The 17687-nt window shown below is 69.2% G+C and carries 17 protein-coding genes; 7 read left to right on the top strand and 10 right to left on the bottom strand.

The annotated features are described in order from the left end of the window. Positions 1-190 precede the first annotated feature (190 nt). Entirely contained in the window at positions 191-997 is an 807-nt protein-coding gene (locus LIV55_RS16525) for a DUF5677 domain-containing protein (protein ID WP_229301034.1), read from the top strand. A 263-nt stretch (positions 998-1260) separates the two neighbouring features. On the opposite strand, the gene LIV55_RS16530 is transcribed toward LIV55_RS16525, so the two are convergent. Continuing rightward, complete coding sequence (locus LIV55_RS16530; protein ID WP_229301035.1) at positions 1261-1548, bottom strand: hypothetical protein; 288 nt, start codon at positions 1546-1548, stop codon at positions 1261-1263. A gap of 214 nt (positions 1549-1762) precedes the next feature. On the opposite strand from LIV55_RS16530, the gene LIV55_RS16535 reads away from it, so the two are divergent. The 3 genes from LIV55_RS16535 (at position 1763) to LIV55_RS16545 (ending at position 4859) form a co-directional block, all read left to right on the top strand. Continuing rightward, positions 1763-2188 (top strand): MobC domain-containing protein, encoded by a 426-nt coding sequence (locus tag LIV55_RS16535; protein WP_229301041.1) that lies wholly within the window; start codon positions 1763-1765, stop codon positions 2186-2188. Between the two features lie 95 nt (positions 2189-2283). Continuing rightward, positions 2284-3807: a relaxase/mobilization nuclease domain-containing protein gene (locus LIV55_RS16540; RefSeq protein WP_229301050.1), complete on the top strand. Its 1524-nt coding sequence runs from the start codon at positions 2284-2286 to the stop codon at positions 3805-3807. Beyond that, positions 3804-4859 carry a hypothetical protein gene (locus tag LIV55_RS16545; protein ID WP_229301052.1) on the top strand — a complete coding sequence of 352 codons (1056 nt, stop codon included), beginning with the start codon at positions 3804-3806 and terminating at the stop codon, positions 4857-4859. The genes LIV55_RS16540 and LIV55_RS16545 overlap by 4 nt, the downstream gene beginning before the upstream one ends. A 13-nt stretch (positions 4860-4872) precedes the next feature. Here LIV55_RS16545 and LIV55_RS16550 read toward each other — a convergent pair whose 3' ends face one another. From LIV55_RS16550 to LIV55_RS16590, 9 genes are all read right to left on the bottom strand, one after another. Beyond that, a complete protein-coding gene (locus LIV55_RS16550) occupies positions 4873-6366 on the bottom strand; it encodes a hypothetical protein (RefSeq protein WP_229301054.1) in 1494 nt (497 codons plus the stop codon). 462 nt (positions 6367-6828) lie between these two features. After that, positions 6829-7335 carry a DUF4913 domain-containing protein gene (locus LIV55_RS16555; RefSeq protein WP_229301055.1) on the bottom strand — a complete coding sequence of 169 codons (507 nt, stop codon included), beginning with the start codon at positions 7333-7335 and terminating at the stop codon, positions 6829-6831. Then, entirely contained in the window at positions 7332-9041 is a 1710-nt protein-coding gene (locus tag LIV55_RS16560; RefSeq protein WP_229301064.1) for a type IV secretory system conjugative DNA transfer family protein, read from the bottom strand. Before LIV55_RS16560 ends, LIV55_RS16555 begins: the two co-directional genes overlap by 4 nt. After that, a complete protein-coding gene (locus LIV55_RS16565; protein WP_229301066.1) occupies positions 9038-10594 on the bottom strand; it encodes a helicase HerA domain-containing protein in 1557 nt (518 codons plus the stop codon). The genes LIV55_RS16560 and LIV55_RS16565 overlap by 4 nt, the downstream gene beginning before the upstream one ends. Beyond that, positions 10594-12105 carry an SCO6880 family protein gene (locus LIV55_RS16570; RefSeq protein WP_229301067.1) on the bottom strand — a complete coding sequence of 504 codons (1512 nt, stop codon included), beginning with the start codon at positions 12103-12105 and terminating at the stop codon, positions 10594-10596. Before LIV55_RS16570 ends, LIV55_RS16565 begins: the two co-directional genes overlap by 1 nt. 3 nt (positions 12106-12108) lie before the next feature. Further along, positions 12109-13743 (bottom strand): hypothetical protein, encoded by a 1635-nt coding sequence (locus LIV55_RS16575; protein ID WP_229301069.1) that lies wholly within the window; start codon positions 13741-13743, stop codon positions 12109-12111. Positions 13744-13883: 140 nt separating this feature from the next. After that, the gene (locus LIV55_RS17360; protein WP_343894578.1) at positions 13884-14567 is read right to left on the bottom strand and encodes a DUF8175 domain-containg protein; all 684 of its coding nucleotides are present in this window, start codon (positions 14565-14567) and stop codon (positions 13884-13886) included. A 44-nt stretch (positions 14568-14611) separates the two neighbouring features. Further along, positions 14612-14896, bottom strand: a complete 285-nt coding sequence (locus LIV55_RS16585; RefSeq protein WP_191563317.1) for a hypothetical protein — start codon at positions 14894-14896, stop codon at positions 14612-14614. Beyond that, positions 14893-15393 (bottom strand): DUF6668 family protein, encoded by a 501-nt coding sequence (locus LIV55_RS16590; RefSeq protein WP_229301072.1) that lies wholly within the window; start codon positions 15391-15393, stop codon positions 14893-14895. Before LIV55_RS16590 ends, LIV55_RS16585 begins: the two co-directional genes overlap by 4 nt. A gap of 351 nt (positions 15394-15744) precedes the next feature. On the opposite strand from LIV55_RS16590, the gene LIV55_RS16595 reads away from it, so the two are divergent. The 3 genes from LIV55_RS16595 to LIV55_RS16605 are packed head-to-tail and all read left to right on the top strand — an operon-like array spanning position 15745 to position 17677. Continuing rightward, entirely contained in the window at positions 15745-15978 is a 234-nt protein-coding gene (locus tag LIV55_RS16595; protein ID WP_123093679.1) for a helix-turn-helix domain-containing protein, read from the top strand. Positions 15979-16016: 38 nt separating this feature from the next. Further along, positions 16017-17039: a phage tail tip lysozyme gene (locus tag LIV55_RS16600; RefSeq protein WP_229301075.1), complete on the top strand. Its 1023-nt coding sequence runs from the start codon at positions 16017-16019 to the stop codon at positions 17037-17039. Then, on the top strand, positions 17036-17677 hold the full coding sequence (locus LIV55_RS16605) for a hypothetical protein (RefSeq protein ID WP_229301077.1): 642 nt from the start codon (positions 17036-17038) through the stop codon (positions 17675-17677). The genes LIV55_RS16600 and LIV55_RS16605 overlap by 4 nt, the downstream gene beginning before the upstream one ends. Positions 17678-17687 lie beyond the last annotated feature (10 nt).

Here is a 17687-nt window from a genome sequence, read left to right on the forward strand (position 1 = left end):
GGAGGGGGGCTCGGCGTAGACGCCGGGGGGTTACCGAAAGCGGAGGGAGCAAGTCGGACGCCAAGCGGGGCCCCGAGGGCCTGGGTCGATGTTGCAGGGTTGTCGTGCCATGTGCCGGTGAGCGTCGGAGGCTTCGAGGGTGAGTGTCGTCGTAGTGGCTGGACTAGTGGACAAGGAGATCTAGGACCCCATGGTGCGCGAAGCTGACCAGCGATCCGAACGAGCAACTAAGGCCCACCGCGCCACCGAGATACTTGATGGCCTTCTGGAGGGCTGGTTCGACTACATCGGTGACCTCAATGGGCCTCCGCTGAAACTTCGTCACCTGACCCGGCCGCAGATGGTATTCGTAATGTCCCTCACCGCGCATGTGCACGCCACGGCCAAAGCGTTGCGTCCGGTGTTGCCCGACGGCCTGACGATCGCCCACATGCCACTAGTGCGCTCGATCTTCGAAGCGACGGTCACCGCGGTGTGGTGTCAGGCGGTCGACGATGGCGCCGAGGCGCTGATGCAGGAGGGGGATCGTCAGCGCAACAACGTGAGAAGAGCTGTCGGGGAAGCGCTGAGCGTGCGTGAGATGGAGCGGGTGGCGACCTATGACCTTGGCGCATTGATCTCGAGCAGCACTGCGCAAGGCCGCTCGATGGAGAAAAGGTTGGAAGATCTGGAGATGCCGGGTGCATACGTGATCTACAGGGTGCTCAGCGGTCAGAGCCATGCCTCGATCGAGACGATGGAGAACTACGTCGACCAGCAGTCCTTCACCCAGGAGCCGCTGAGCATCAAGTCCAACCCCGGTGCCCATCCGCGGAGCGCGGAGTGGATCGAGTTGTGCGCGTCATGTCTGGTGTGGTCAGGGGCTCTCATCAACTTCCACGATCCTGCTCGGTCCCGCCGCTCGGAGTTGCGTCAGGCCGCCAGGGAGTTGCAGATCGATTGGATCCTGAAGGTCAAGCCGGATGCAGTCCGTCGTGGCGGAGGCAGGCCTCGCTGAAGGGCTGCAGGTCTGCTGACGCGTTGGGCGCTCGTGGTGCGTATCGGGCTACCTCCTCCGGAACGGCCGCCGCCGGCAGGTTGTCCTCGTCTCGGACCGGAAGGACGACCTCGCGACGTTCATCGAGTGCGTCAAGGGGGTGAGCGCGGCCGCGTTTTCGGGCGAGTGGCATTGCGTCGGTAGCTGCGGCGCGGCGCCCCCCGTTTGACTGGCTGATCCACCCCTTCGGTCGAATTTCGGGCCATGCGGAGAACCAGACGCATCTACTCGCTGTTCCCATCGCGGGGAGCCTGGGCCGCAGGAGAGACGGCCTTCTTTCGGGGTCGTCCAGGTCCGCGCCGACCTGGAATGGGCAGGCTCAGATGACGCAGTTCGCGATCGGTCCACCCGGCGTCCTGTGCGGACTTGTACGCCGTGGCGTACGACCGCTCGGCGTCCTCAAGCGCGGTGCGAGCCTCCTCAACTTCACGCGCCTTTGCGGCGACGCCGTCGATGGCTGCGAGGCGCCCATCCATCAACTGCTGGGCTGCGAGACGGATGTCTTCGCTCATCGGTGATGCACCCCTTCATCTAGGCCAGTAGTTCGTCCTTTCACGCTACCGGCCGACCAACGTTTGGGCACCTGCGCAGACAGGGCATAGACAGCAAGATGGAAAGTTATGGTGCATAACTGATCTCAGCCGTCGCGCTGCGCTGACTTCGGTGCCACACTGGAGGTGTGGAGTCCCGCGGTTGCGGGTCGCTGCGCTGGCGAAGGGAGGCGGCATGGCCGCAGGGCAGAGCCCCCGGCGAAAGGCGCCGGGTCGTCGCCGCGCGAACTCGGACGAGCCGCGTGACAACCGGATCGGTTTGTCGTGCACCGACGAGGAGCTGTCGATGCTGTTCGGCCTGGCGGCGGTGCACAACATCTCGATCCAGAACCTGCTGATGAGGTCGGCGCTGGCGGGTGACTCGCAGAACGCCGCGCGGACCGCCGAGCTGGTCTCGGAGCTGCGTGACACGCGCCAGTTGTTCAGCGTGGCCACGAACCTGCTCAACCAGTTGGCGAAGGTCGCGAACTCGACGGGGGCGGTACCCGCTCAGCTCGACGATGCGTTGCGTGTCCTCGAGCGCGGTCAGGGGCAGGTGCAGGACTTGCTCGACGACTTCGGCGAGCGGTGGAACGACAAGGGCAAGCGGGGCCCGACGTGATCGTGAGAGTGATCCCCAAGGGCGGGTCGGACATGCCTGGGTTGGCCGCATATATGTGGGGCCCGGGAAAGGCCGAGGAGCACACGGACCAGAAGATGATCGCGTCTACCGGCGCCGGTGAAATCGCGATCGGTGACGCGTCGATGTTCTTCGTCGGAGACCAGGCCGCGCGCCTGAACGAGGAGACGTTGGACTCGGTCGCTGCGCGTGCCGAGGGCGCGAAACTCGAAGCGGACTGGCGACGGTTTCGTGAGGAGTCGAAGCAGCTCGTCAGCGCCGGCACCGGGCAGGTAGCCGAGAGCGAGGGCGGCAGCGGAGGTGACGTCCTGCGCGTCGACGAGGCGTTCACCACCAGCGAGCGTCAGCCCCGCACCGGGTGGAACCGCCCTCACGTCATGCACGTGACGTTCGCCCTCCGCGAGGACGAGGGCCAGCTCAGTGATGAGACCTGGGGTCGCATCGCCGCGGACTACGTCAAGGGCATGGGTTTCGCCGGCGGCGAGGACGAGCCGGGATGCCGGTGGGCGGCGTGGAGGCACGGTCTGTCGGCCAGCGGTAACGACCACATCCACGTCGCGGTGTGTCTGGTCCGTGAGGACGGTCGGTGGGCCAACGAGCACCGCAGTTTCATGCGGTCCCGTGCGATCGGCGACGAGCTGGAGAAGAAGTACGGGCTGCGACCCGTGAAGGACTCAGAGCAGCAGCGGGGGATGCCGGCCTACACCAAGGGCGAGGCCCGCCGGATGCGTGAGAGCGGCACCGAGATCCCCGAGCGGCAGCGTCTGGCGATGGTGGTGCGAACCGCGGCGATGAACGCCGGGACCGAGAAGCAGTTCATCGCCGAGGTGCTGCGGCAGGGAGTGCGGGTGCGGCCCCGGTTCTCCAAGGACGGGACCGAGGTCACCGGCGCCTCGTACACCTTCCGGGACGGCTCCGGTCCTTGGCTAGGAGGTACGAGCCTGGCGCGCGACCTGACCCTGCCGAAGCTGCGCGCGATGTGGGACGACACCCCGCAGAACCGCGTCGAGGCGAAGGGGGTTTGGGACCGCCGCGAGGGCATCCCCAAGGAGAGCGCGGCCCCGGCCGGTACGGGCTCGTGGAACGCAGCGCAGCAGGCTCTGGCCAAGTGGGCGGCGAAGGTCGAGCAGATCGACCCGCGCGACTACGCGACCTGGTCGTCCACCGCCCGCGACGCGGCTGCGATCACCTCAGAGCTCACCCGCTTCTCCGGGGGCCGCCAGGAGCAGCTGCTCGCCAAGGCCACGCAGGAGCTTGCACGCAACGCGCAGACGCGGCAGCGGGTCGCTGCACCGGCTGCGGACGACGCTCGTGTCGCGTGCCGGCACATCTCGCTTGCCCTGCGCTCGGCATCGAAGTCCGACGCCGCCGGGTGGTGGGCGGTGTGGCAGCAGCTCTCGCGGGTCAACCGCGCGATCCACGGTGCGCAGAGCGCCCGCGGTGAACTCGTGCGCGCCCAGCGCTTGGAGCGCGCCGCTCACCGCGACCTCGTGAGCATCCAGAACGGGCTACGCAAGGCAGCCGAGTCCAAGCCGGCGCAGACCCCCCGGCCCCGAGCAGCGCAGAGGACGACCGAGACCGACAGGGAGCAGGGACGATGAGCGAGCACAGCATGGACGAGACGATGAGTGACGTCACCCGCAGCGCGCGGCTGGCCGTGATGCTCATGGCACAGGCCAGCGAGCAGCTGGCTCGCCGCATTGCTGAGGCGCAGCGCGCGGCCGCGCAGGACACCAACGAGCGAGCGACTGCGCTGCGCGAGCAGCTCAACCTCGCCCAGGACGCCGCGCGCGCCTCCTACGAACCGTTGACGGACCCTGCCCGCTTCGCTGACACCAGCGCTGAGACAGCCGTCTCGGCATGGGCGACCGCCGCGGCGTGGAGCGACGTCGACCCGCAGGCCGCGGCCGCACAGGCCTCCCTTCGTCAGCAGATCGTCGATCGGTGGGACGTCGACCCGCAGACGCTGCGCGACGCGACCCTCGCCGACGCGCAGACGGCCGCCGAGCCTGCGCGCGACGCGACCGCTGAGACCGAGAGGCTGACCGAGGTGATGGACCCCGAGTGGCGAGAGCACGCCAGCGTCGAGGAGCTCGAGGCGCGCTGGCACGAGGCGCAGAACCACCCCCATCGTCCCGGAGCGGCCGAGACCCTCGCCGTCCTCGACCGCGAGCTGCACGACCGGTTCGGCCTCGACGTCGAGATGCTGCGTCGCAGCGAACAGGACATGGGAGAGGCGCTGTGGCACGCCGCCGGCGACCACGCCGCGGCCGAGGCAGACCGAGCCGCTGAGACCGGCGAGCAGACCAGCGCCGCCGGCTGGGAGAACGAGGCCCACGCCGAGCGCAACCGCGAGGCCACCGCCGGCGACGACGCCGGCCAGGAGGTCGAAGACAGCGTCGATGCCCGCGAGGCCGAGGGCAAGGCAACCGCCGAATCAGCCGCGGCCGAGACCGAACACGGCCAAGCCCGCGCAGACGCCGCCGCGATGGACCGAGCGGGCGTACCCGCCCGCTCCCAGCAGGTCCGCCTGAGCACAGCCAAGGGCTTCGCTACTAGTACCGAGCAGGCCGCTCGGGGCCCGGCCAGGGTCAAAGCACGCAAGGCAAGCAAGGCGCACGCCACCGAGCGGGGCCACGATCGGAGCCGATAAATCCCCGTCCGCGCTACGTTTCCTCGCGCCGGTTTAGACCAATCCCAAACGCCGCACCACGGCCGGCCTTGTGTGATCGAACAGGCAGCTCTGGCATCGAGAGCCAAGCGGAGGCCCCTCCGTCCGCAGACGTTAGCGAGCCGGAGACCCCCACCTTGCTGTTCAACTGCTCACGAAGCGCCGCGGCGAGTTGGTCGATGCCCGTGGTTGCGACGCTCGCCGCCCTAGCAAGACGCCGCACCTGCTGAAGCTTTCGGAGTTTGGTCGGAAGGTCCTCATCGGGGTTTTCCACGATCGCCGAGTGCGCCAAACCAACCCACTTTTCGGCACTCAGAGGACAGGCTCCGTCGACCCGCGTCGCCGCACAGACAGCGAGGAAGGACAGCCTGGCGGCGTGGTCCTTGCCCGGGTCCTCCCGGGTCCAGGCGCGGAACTCATCGAGGGATGCCGTGGTCTCGCTGACCCCGGTGTCGACACCAACGACAATTCGCAGGATCTGGGTCGAGGGGGGAAGGAAGCCGACGAGAGCCATCACGAGTGGCATCGTGTCGACGTCCTCACCGACAGAGGAGGACCCGGAGATGACCGCCAGCTCACCGCCGATGTCCAGATCGGCGTCTGATAGCCCTGCGAACTCGCAGAGGTACTGCACGAGCTCTCGCCGCGCTCGAGGTGACCAGGTTTCGGGGCCTGGCAATGAGTGACCAGCCTTGAGCAGTGTCAAGAGAATGCCTCGAGCTATGCCTTGGTAGGTCTCAACCTCTCCCAGCACGGCGTCGATGAAGGCGTCGAAGGTCAGGCGCTGCGCCCCGTGCTGCAGCAAGACCGCACCCTCCGCTACGCCGTAGTCCTGATGACCATCCGCGTCCCGCAGAGCACGATTCACTCCCGACAACGCAACGCTCGGGACGTACTTCGGTGCATCGCGCAGGAGCAACCCGACGCCCTCCGCCCGGGCTGACTCGTAGGGGGTCTCTGTCAGCTGTGCCTTCAGTAGGGCCAAGCACGTCCTCAGGCCACGCTCCCGCACGACCTTGGCTAGATCAAGGGCGCGACCGACGACGACGACGTCGTCCTCCTCGTCCGAGATCGCATTCTGAACCGTGACAAGACTTGCCCCGAGGAGAGCCTCTGAAACGTGCAGATCCCCCGAAAATGCAGCAACAGCATCAGCATCTAACGGCCCTTCAAGGGCGCTCTCGACGCTATCGGAGAGTCCTATCAGTCGCTCAGCGTCGAGATGCTCGACAGAGGCGTCGATTGCACTAATGGCGATCTGGAGGCCGATATCCCCGGGAGGCAGGCCCAGCGCGGGGGCGAGACCGTCCTGCAACTCGGTGAAGCTTCGACCGCCGATCAACCCCGCGTGACTAGCGGCCAGAGCCGACCACGGACTTCCAAACTGCCGCTGTTCCTCGGGTCCCGGAATCTCGGAGTGGTCCAGATGATCGCTGGCCTCATCAATCAATGCCTGTCCTCTGCTCTCGAGGTTCTGAGCTTCGAGCACGGAGTCAGCCCTGAGCGTCTCCAAGTAGAGGTCGAAGCCCGATTGAAGTAGATGGAGCGAAGTCGAGCAGCGCCGGCCCCTGTTTCGGTGGGGTCGCGGAAGGGGTGCCTCGCTGTCGGCGACAAGCTGATCCAGGTCACGCAGGGCGGTAGTTAGAGGCTGGGCTGACACTCCCGATCGTGCGGCCCGGGCAAGAGCACGTTGCAGGGCTGTCAGAGTGGCATCGACTTGGCTCGCCAGCTCCTCCGGAAACGGCCTTCCCGCGATGGGAACACCTCGATTCGCCACAGCCTGAGCCACTATCCGACGACGACGATCCACCGATGGCTGGATCTCATGTCGCTTCGGCGGCGCGCCGCAGTCGGGACAAGGGCACTTTGCGAGACGAGCGCCCCCACACCGCGTGCATTGAAGCTGATCGAAGTCGAGTCGCATCGCTCTCCAGTTGGACACCCACCCACGCTATGACTCTGCGCTGACAGGGGCAGCGTCCTCGTCGGCGATGACGCTCGTTTGCGACGCCGCTTCTCCGCGAACACCCTCCGCTGTGGCTCCTGGCGATGGGTGAGCTACGAACATCCCATTGGGGGGCGGCGTAGCGCCCAAGGCCGGGACAACCTGATGCGCTCCACGACGAGCATTGCACCCACGAAACGGCGTCGTCTCCGGGGAGGTCAGTGCTGCGACGGTGGGGTCGAGGTAGTCGCGTATCCAAACGGCGGTGCCGGTGCCGGGCTCTCGACGCAGGGCTTCGAAGGCGTCCCACAGTGCTTCGAGTCGCAGGACTGCCTCTTCGTGGTCCCACCACTTCGGGCACCAGGCGCTGACCTCGTGCCGCAGGCACACCTCGAGGAAGAAGTCCTCGACGAACGCCGGGAGCGAGGAGAACGCCAGCTCAGCCGCTGCCACGGAGGCGTTCCCATCCGATCCTGGGTCGACGATCTCCTGGGTCCAGTCGGTCTCGCTCACGCGCTCTCCTGCCCGGTGTAGTAGGCGATGCCCTCACGGACGAGGTCGGCCTGCGGCAGCGCGGACCAGTGCTCGAGCGCGACGAGCACCGCCGGCATCCCCGATGCCAGCGCGACCGCGCGCCCTCGCGGCAGGGAGGCGACCTCGTCGACGTCGAGGATCTTCTCGCGGCGCAGCTGTTGGGTCGTCGATCCGCCGGAGCGCATGCTCGTCGAGGCTGAGCGGGTGCGTACGTCGTGATCGCCGATGAGGCGGGAGATGGTGCCGGCGAACTCGTCGTCACCGATGCCGGGGCCGATCCCGCGCAGGTTCGCCGCGTCCCACATCTGCTTCATGCCCTCGCGGCCCCACACCCGCACGCCCTGGGACCAGGACTGCAGGTAGGTGCACAGGATGATCCCGCGCGAGCCGTAGTGGGAGTAGAGGTCGGGCAGCTGGGGCCAGCGGCAGATGTTCGCGGCCTCGTCGAGCACGCACAGCAGGGGGCGGGCCAGGCGCCCGCCCTGCTCGATGCCGTACTCCTCGGCGGCGCGGGTGACCGCGACTGTCAGCGCGGCGGTGATCGCCCGGGCCGAGCCGGGTCCTTCCTTGCTGAGCAGGTGCAGGGTGTCGGTGGAGCGCACGAACCGCTCCGGAGAGAACTCGACACGCCCCTCGCCCGGGGTGATCCACGGGATCAGGGAGGGGTTGCGCAGCCAGGACAACAGGTTCTCGGCCGAGCCGTAGATGCCGTCACGCTGCTTGGGGGTCTTGATGCGCGCGGACTCGACGTCGATCGAGGCGGAGTCCTCGCCCGCGGCGATGAGCAGGTCCTCGGGTTCGCGGTCGTCGGGCTGACGTACCCAGCGGTGCACGTCGAGCATGCTGCGCTCTCCCTTGGCCGCGGCCAGGAGCAGGGCGGCGACGAGGGTCTGAGCGGCGGTGTCGAAGTAGGCGTCGGTCTTGGCCGTGACGTCTCGGGTCGCGGCCGCGAACAGCGAGACGATCTCGTCGGCGCGGGTGGGGTCGGTGACGTAGGACAGCGGAGACCACCACCACGTCGCCTGGCCGCCGGCCAGGCCCTGCGGGTCGTGGATGCGGACCAGCCCGACCTGGGAGCGGGGGCCGGCGGTCGCGTCGACGAGGTCGCGCTTGTTGCTCGTGGCGAGCACGGGCCCGCCGGTGGCCAGCACCTGCGGGATGCACAGGCAGGAGGTCTTGCCCGCGCGCGGACCCATGACCCACAGCTGGGTCCACTCCCACGACGTGCCCAGCGGCGCGCGCCCGTTGACGGCCTTGCCGATGGGGACGCCGGCCCCGCACTCGGGGCTGACTCCCAGACGGCGTGCGTCGCTGCTCAGAGCGCTCATGGCGAGCTCGTGCACGTCCTTGGGCCGTGACATCGACCGGGCGAGGTGGTCTACCCGTGCGGCGGGGTCGCTGCCGCGACGGCGGTAGATCGCGGCGGCACCGACGGCCGCGGCGAGCAGGATCACCACAAACACCACAACGACGGCAGTGGCGCCGCCGGACCAGGAGGCGCGACCGGTGACGATCTGACTGACCCAGGCGAAGGGGTTGGCCGGCGGGTTCAGCCCGGCCAGGTGGGCTGCCGCCCATCCGGTCAGGACGAGCACCACGATCAGCAGCAGCGAGCCGACCAGGACGTACAGGCCGGTGTCGCTGTTGGGGTCGCGCAGGCGCCCTGCGCGGCGCTGGGCGCTCACGCGGACTCCCGCGCCTGGCGGCGTGACTCCTCGTACGCCCCCCACCGTTCGTTGGTGTCGTTGACCGCCAGCTCGGAGGAGACCAGGTCGACCCGGAAGGGGATGCCGGGCCGCGAGCCGAGCTTGAGCAGGAACAGGCCCCGCCCGGGCGGGTCCTCGTCGTTGTCGCCCGACGCGGTGTGCATGTCCGACCAGGTCGTGAGCATCTGACGCTCCTTCTCGGGCATCGCGAACACCTCGGAGAGGTTGCCCATCTCCTTGGGCGCGAGCCCACCGAGGAAGACCATCTCGGAGCGTTCGACGAAACCCCAGGCCTTCTCGGTGGCCTCCTCCGTCGCGAGCTTGAGGTCGCTCATGGTGTGGGTGCACATGATCTGCGGGAGCAGCAGCTGACGGTTCAGGCGGGTGATCGCGTCGATCCGGTCGACCATCTGCAGGCTGGCGCGCAGCACGCGCCACAACTCGTCCATGACGAGCACGTAGATCCGTTCGGGGCCAAGGCCGGCCTCGGCCTTGATCTTGGCCCCTTGCACCACGGCGGAGCCGTAGGACCAGCACACCAACTGCAGCGCGGCCTGCATGCGCAGGTCGTCCTCGTCCACGCCGGACATGTCGAAGACCACGGGCCGGTCGAGCACCATCGGCACGCTCGTCTGCTGGGCGAAGGTGTCACCGAACGGCCCCTTCGGGCCCAGACCCTGCAACGCGTCGAGCAGTCGCTCGACCCGCGCGTCGTAGCGGTCGGTGTCGCCGCGATCGCGCACGACCGCCCGCACCTCGTCGTTGCGTTCCTCGATCAGCACGCGCACGTCGTCGACGACGGGGGTACTGCTCAGGTCGGGGTCGAGGACGGTCAGGGCGGCACGGAGGATGGTCAGCTCGTTGACGGTCAGCTCGGTGCCCAGGACGAGCTCGCACAGCCCGGCCAGCGTGTTCAGGCGCCGTCCCTGCAGCTGCGCTTGGACCTCCGCGGCCTTCTTCTCGTTCATCTCCCACAGGTGGGGCAGCAGAGACGCTCCCGGGCCGGGGTCGAGGGGGTTGATGTTGGACCTGCCGCGACCGAGGCTGATGACACCGGCCTCCCCACCGAGGGCCCGCACGAGCTTGACGTAGTCCGGCTTGAGGTCGGACAGGATCATCGGGATCACGCCCCACGCGGACAGCACGGTGAGCATCCGACGGATCAGCGTGGACTTGCCCAGCCCGGGACGGCCGAGGATGAAGGCCGAGGGGTTGAGGATCAGCCCGAGCCGGAACCACGTCACCGGGTCGGCGCAGACGTCCATCATCATCATCTGGTGCCGCCCCAGCGGCACCCCCTTCGCCGGCAGGCTCGACCCGGCGGGGAAGGGCCACAGACCGCACACCTGGTTGCTGGTCGCCTCGAACTCCGGGGCGGACTCGACGATCGCGGCGTACCCGCCGCCGGGGACCTTCAAGCCCCGCCGGCCCGGACCGCCCTCGCTCGAGGTGGTGTCCATCCCGACCGCTCGCTTGAACTGCTCGAGCCGGCTGACCTGCTCGGCGGTGGGGGTGCTCGTGTTGGTGGTCATCACATCGTCTCCCTCAGCACGCCGGGCAGCGCGACCCGCTCGGGCAGCACGATGCCCAGCGGGAGCGCGGCCACGAACGCGACGTCGTGCATCCCCCAGCAGGGACGCATCTTCAGCTGGGCCTGACCGGCGAGGTTGAGCAGCGTCTGCTTCGCGGCGGGCAGGTCGGACACGTCCTCGACCGTGGCGGTGACGATCATTCCCACGCGCACGAAGGGGTTGCCCTCGGCCTCAGCCGCTGCGTTGCGCTGCGCCGCTGCCAGGCGCTGCTTCTTGCGCTCCGAGGGACCGCGGCGGCGGGTGGTCGAGGCATCCGAGGACGCGGAGGTCACGCGCCACTCGGCGAGGTTCGCCGAGGTCGTGGGGTCCAACGGCCGGTAGAGCAGAGCGACCCGCTTGCGCGCGACCCGGGCGTTGGGCTCGAGGAGGTTGCGCAGCTGCAGCGTGTAGAAGACCCCGCGCGGTGGCTCGGCCATCATCATGCTCATGCTCACCGAGCCGTCGTGGGCGTAGTAGTCCTTCCCGGCGTGCGCGGCGACCGGGCCGCAGTCGTTCCACGCCAGCCCGGTGCCGCCGGCGTTGCGGGCCTGCTCGACCGCGGCCGCTACCGAGGGGTCGAAGGCAACGCGGGTGTCGTCGATGATGTCCGCCGCGGTGCGCGCCCGCAGACGAAGCCCGGCGCCGGTCATGCGGAGCTGGGCGATGAGCCCGGGCAGCCGGGTGCCGATGTCATCGGCCATCGTGTCCGCGTCGCGGGCCCCCTTCGCGCCCTCGACGCCCTTGCGTGCGTCGAAGGTCAGAGTCACCGTGGTGTTGATCTGCGCCGCGCCGGCGGTGCCGCTGCCGACGACGTCGCGCAGCACGCTCAGCGCGAACTCCGGCGCGCCCGGGTCGACGTCGGCCATCGCTGCTCGCTCGAGACGAAGCCCGGTGTCGGGCACGGTCTCGACGACGACCTGCGCGCCGATCAGGTCACGCTCTCGGGAGAGGACACCGAGGTAGGTGCCCCAATGGGCGGCCTTGCGGTCGATGCTCTCCTGGTCGATCCCGACCGTGCCCTCAGGGGCGGTCTCGATGACCACGGAGTAGTGGTCGACGCCGCGGTGGTGGATCAGGGCGAAGGGGACGCCGTAGCCGTCCTCCGCCTCGAGGAGCTCGGAGTCGGCCATGAGACCGGGCAGGGCGAACGAGCCGTGCTCGAGGACGCCAGTGGGACCTTGTGCCAGGGCGGTGCGCCCGGCTCGCTCGGAGACCGACCACCGGCGGCGGCGGATCAGAGCGCCGTAGGGGTTCTTGTCCAGTGCCATCGTGCCCAGCACCCACGGTGCGATGAGGAGCAGCGACAGAGCGAGCCAACCCATGCCAGCCCAGAAGTGCACGACGAACATGAGGAACATGCCGACCAGGACCACCCCGATCAGGGTGAGGAACTGCAGCGGGCTCAACCCTCCGATGCCCGGCGCCTTCGGTCTAGCCAGGTTGGAGTATTTGACTGCCTCGGTCTCGCTCATCGCTTATCCCCTTCGCTCCCGGCCACCGGCCGGCTGACTCATGTCGTTGGCCACCCGCGAGGCGCCGCTGGCGACCTTGGTCGCGGTGCTGCCGACGTGCTGCACGGTCTGGCGTGCCTGCCGTGCTCGGGCCCTCGACCCGACCTGACGCACGGCCGGAGCGGGCGGGGCCGCCGTGGTGCTCTGAGCCCCCGGCGCGGCTGACGAGCCGCTGCTGTCACCGCCCAGAGAGTCCCCGCCGGTCGCGCCCCGACGCTCCTGCGCCGAGACCGGTGCGGGCGTCTCAGGAGGGGCCATCGGCCCGCCAGCATCGCCACCTGCGCTGCTCGACGACGCGCCAGCCGATCGGCCGCCGCCCGTCGGGACGCTGGTGCTGCTGCTAGCGCCGCCAGTCGACGCGGCACCGCTCGAAGACCCGCCGGCCGTAGACGACCCTGCGCTCGACGCGGAGCCGGCGTCCTCGCCCCCAGCTGAGCTGTCGCCGCCACCGGCCGCAGCCTGCGCTGCTCCCGTAGGGGACGCGGGGCCAGCCCCGCTAGAACCGGACCCGCCACCGCTACCGCCGGACCCGCCACTAGGACCACCGCCGGAGGGGGAGGCGCCGGTCCCGCCGCTGAAACCTCCTGGGGTGGACCCGCCACCTGAGCCGCCGACGGGCGCGGGCGTCGCCGCGCCCCCGCCTCGCGATGCTGCGGCGGTCGCTGCCCCGGTCCCGCCCGTCGCCAGCGCAGCACCGGCCAGTGAGGCCGCGCCGTAAGTCGCTGCTCCTGCGGCTGCAAGCCCCGCAGCACCGGAGAACGCAGAGCTAGAGCCCTCGCCGGCCTCGCGCACGAACAGGTTGACCATCGCGGGCAGCGCGACCGCCGCCATCAGGATGATCATCGAGCCCCACAGGAACTGGAAGATCGGGTCGGAGGTCTGGTCCTCGGCCTTCATCAGTCTCAAGCCGACGCCGTAGATGATCGCCACGACTGGCTTGTAGAGGATGAACGCGAGCAAGAACATCAGGCTCTTGCGCAGCCGCTCCTGCCCCTGCCGGGTGCCGCTCGCGGCAGCGAAGATCGGCACGAACGCCACCATGATGATCAGGATCGGTGAGCGCACGATCAGGAAGATCCACTGCATCAGCACCCCGATGGTGGTCAGAACCAGCATCAGGATCGCGATGAGGGCGAGGTTGCCCAGGGCCTGAGTGCCGCCGCCGGGGTCGATGCCGATGAGCCGCTTGGCGAAGGCCTCGTCCTTGGCCAGCCCGGCGTACTCGCTCTCGCCCATGCCGGCGATCTTCATCATCAGCCACGGCGAGGCACGGTCGCTGAACTCGACGAGCATGATCGTCATCCCCAGCACCACGGTGGTGCTCGCGATGATGTTGAACAGCAGCCGCAGGATGTTCTGCCCCTCGGAGGCTTGCAGCGTCCAGAACATCCGCATGATCGTGACCATGATCGAGATGACCGCGATGGCCATCACGAGCCAGCTGGTGGAGTTGAACACCGACTGCAGCGTCCCCGAGGGGGTCACCGTCGACCCCTCCACCGTGCCCAGGTCCGGCGAGGGCACGGTGAACATGCTGACCGCTGTGCGGTTCAGCAGCTCGATCAGACCGTCAGCCGCCCCGTCGATGAGGCGGGTCATGAAGTTGTCCGCAGCCGCACCCACGGTGTCTCCGACCGCGTCGCCGGCCTTGTCGCAGAGCGGCTTCGCTGCGCCGAGACATGGAAGCGCAGGGGCGGCTTCCGCCCCGGCATAGGCTGCGGAGTTCGCGGCCGCCGCGATCACTTCGGGCCCCACTCGACGTATCCGTCGAGGCTCGTCACCTTCGTCGAGCCCTGGTTCTCCTGGGTGCCGTCGACCATCCAGTCGCCGTCCTTCCAGACCATGTCCCCCGGCGTCGCCGTCATCGTGGTCCCGGTGCTGAGGCTGCTCACCACTGTGACGGTCACCCGGTCGGGCCCCTTCGGCTCGACCTTGAAGCCGCGGACGGTCAGCACCTCACCCGGAGTCGGCTCCGGGATCTCCAGACCGTCGTAGAGGTCCTTGTACGGGCCGGGAGTGATGTGCTCCTCGAGGAAGACGTCGATGGGCATCCCGATGAAGTTCACCGCTGCAAACAACGCACCCGTGGGGTTGCGTGCGTAGCAGGCGCGGTCCCCGTCGTCGGTGACCTTGGCGGGACCGAACTCCTGCGAACGGGGCACCGTGGCACCGCGCACAACCTCCCACGTCGCCTCCGGTGCCTCTGTGGGAGCAGCATCGGAACCTGCTGGGAGCCCGCAGCTCCCGGCGGCCTCGCCGTTCGACGTGGACGCGGACGAGTCCTGGCTCGCGGTGGCGGGCGGGGTCGGCTCGTCGAACCCGCCGCGACCGAGCATCCAGCCGATCCCGATGGCTGCGAGCAGGACGACTACGACCGCGGCCGCCAGCAGGGGCCGACTCAGGTTCTTCTTCTGCTGCGCCATCTGGCGCTCCTTTCCTCGTCGGGCTCTCGCAGGCCAGGCGCGTGTTACGTCAGCGCGGAGATGATCTGGCCGACGACGCCGAGCAGGACCAGGCCGACGCAGACGATGAGGAAGGCGCGGATGCCCTGGCTGCTGCGGCCGTCGAGGACGCCGGCGAAGATGAGGATCACCGAGACGATGAGGCCGATCGCGCCCATCGCGATCGCGCCCCACATGACCCAGTTGATGACGGTTTCGAAGACGTCGGCCCCGGGAGGCGCGTCGGGGGTGGGGTCGATGGGCGCCATCGGCAGGCGCACCGCGACGGCGGCGCTGAGGGTGTTCATCATCGGTTGATCTCCTTCGGGTTGGGCTCAAGGCCGCGCTCTGCGGCCCAGGTCAAGACGTTGCGGGCGACCTTGGTGGTCGCTCGAGGTGGGCGGTCCAGCGACGGGGTCGGCACCAGGTGCCAGGCGGGTACCCAGGGCATGAACCACGTCCGCGGGTACATGCGGGCCACGCGCTTCATCCCCGGGGCGAGCTCGGCGACGGGCTTGGGGCCATCAGCCACGAAGACCAGGCCCAGTAGGGCCAGACCGGGCAGCGCGCCACTGCCCCACTCGCGGGCGGCCGCGTGAGCGCGGTCCAGGCCGATGCCGGAGGTGCGCGCGACGAGGACCACCGGGCCGACGCGCGGGATGACCCCCGGCGCCGGGGTCTCGGTCATCGTCAGGCCGCCAGGGTTGGAGTTGGCGACCTTCGCGAGCACCCGCGTCAGCGTCGAGGAGCCGGCCCCGCCGTGCAGCGCGACCACGCTCACCGTGCTCGGGCCGACCTCGCCCTGCACGCGCAGGACTCCTCCCCCGGCTGGGGCTGGCGCCCCAGGCGGCAGGACGGGGCCACGGACCTCTGCGGGCACCGCGACGTCGTCGATCGGGTCAGGCCCAGGCGCCGTGATCGGCGCCGACCTGAACGGGTTGTGCACCGGCTGCGCCGGCGGTGTCTTAGAGCTTCCCCTGCTCATGCTTCCCCCTCGCCGGCGCGGATACTCTCGCCGAACTGTCGGAAACGACTTCTGAACTACCACCGTAGGTCTTGTTTCACCGTTCGTTGGTCTTGGGCAATTAAGAGGACCGTAAAAAAACGTTCGGAACCGTTCGGCATCTGCGACTATCGAAAAGGAACGTGAGGGAACTCGATGGAGGACAACGACGTGCTGCCGGAGCTCCAGGCGTACGGGCCGAGCCTCACCACCGCTGAGGCTGCGGCAGTGCTGCGGCTCGATCGGGCTCAGGTGGGCCAGCTCCTCAAGCGTGGGGAGCTGCCCGGCTTTCGCGTTGGTGGTCGCTGGCGGCTGCGACGCAGCGACGTCCAGCTGGTGATGCTCGGCAAGTGGGAGGGGCCTGACGTCCCCGACCAGGACGACGACTAGTCGCGCGGGCCGCACGGCCCGCGCACGAAGGGGGACGCATGAAGTGGATCGGTGGCCTGCTGCTCGGGGTCGTCCTCTTCGTCGTGATGCTCGTCCCCCTGCTCATCCAGGGCGCGCAGAGCCTCAACGACTCCCCCAACCCCCTCACCGGCTCCCTCGACGCAGCGTCCATCCCGGAGGAGTACCGCGACTACGTCATCGCCGCCGGCAACGTCTGCGCAGACGTGCCGGCGGCGGCGATCGCCGCGCAGATCGAGCACGAGAGCGGCTGGAACCCCCGCGCGGTCTCCCCCGTCGGCGCGCAGGGCATCGCCCAGTTCATGCCCGGCACCTGGGCGACGTACGGCCGCGACGTCGATAAGAACGGCAAGGCCTCCCCCTTCGACCCCGCCGACGCGATCGACGCGCAAGCCCGGTTCATGTGCGAGCTGACCCGCTTCGTCCAGCCCTTCGTCGCCGCCTCCGGGCGCCCCGCGATCGAGCTCGCCTGGGCCGCGTACAACGCCGGCCCGGCTCGCATCACCCAGTACGCCGGCATCCCGCCGTTCACCGAGACCCAGAACTACGTCGCCAAGCTCCGCGAGAGCATGGCCGCGTTCCTCGCCGACAGCGTGCCCGTCAGCGGGTCGTGGGCCCCGCCGCTGGCCAAGCAGCACATGATCCCCACGAGCCCCTTCGGGCCTCGCGGCAGCCCCTGTGCGGGCTGCTCGTCCAACCACCAGGGCCAGGACTTCGGTGCCCCCTCTGGGGCGACCATCTACGCCGCATGCGACGGCATCGTCGACTTCGCCGGGCAGATGAGCGGCTACGGGAACATCACCTTCATCAACTGCGGCAACGGCATCCGCACCGGCTACGCCCACCAGTCCGCGATCCGCGTCCAGGTCGGGCAGAAGGTCGAGGCCGGCGACGGCATCGGAGCCGTCGGCAGTACCGGCGTCGGTACCGGCGCCCATCTGCACTTCGAGGTCCGCACCGGCGCCCCCGCCGGTGGCGGGGGCCTGTCTGGCACCCCGACCGACCCCCGCCCCTTCATGGCCAAGAGAGGTGTCAAGTGGTGACCCGACCCCACGCAGCCATCACGCTGGCGGCCGCCGCGCTCCTGCTCACAGCCTGCGGCGACGACCCCGCGCCCGTGGCGCAGACCAGCGCAGCCGCACCCAGCACGAGCAGCACCGCCCCCCGAGGCGGTCCGTCCTCGTCGACGACGTCAACAGCCGCAGAGCCGGAGGGGCGCCCTACCGCCCCCAAGGGCTCCCCGGGACGACCCCGAGGAGGGGTCGTCGATCCTCGCGACGTCGACGACGCGCAAGCCTCCGAGGTCGCGCAGGCTTATGCCCGCACCACCTCGACCATCGACACCCGCATCGACCGCTCCTACAGCGACGCACAGCGCCGCGCGACGCGTTGGCTTGATCCGAAGATCGCCAAGGAGCTCGAGCAGAACCTGCCCGCTGACCCCGGTTGGTCCCAGCTCGCGAAGGACCAGGCGTGGACGACCGCCCGCACCCAGGACGTCAGCCCTGACGGCTCCGCGCCGAGCGGGCTGAACGCCTCACGCGTCATCGAGGTCACCGTCACCACCAAGGGCGCTGGCGGCAAGAGCATCGGCAAGCCCGACACGGTCACGATGCTCGTCGACCTTGCCCGCGCCGGCACCACCAAGCCCTGGCTCGTCACAGCCGTGTCGACCTACTAGGAGCCATCCC

The sequence above is a fragment of the Janibacter melonis genome (assembly GCF_020567375.1).
GTDB lineage: Bacteria > Actinomycetota > Actinomycetes > Actinomycetales > Dermatophilaceae > Marihabitans > Marihabitans melonis.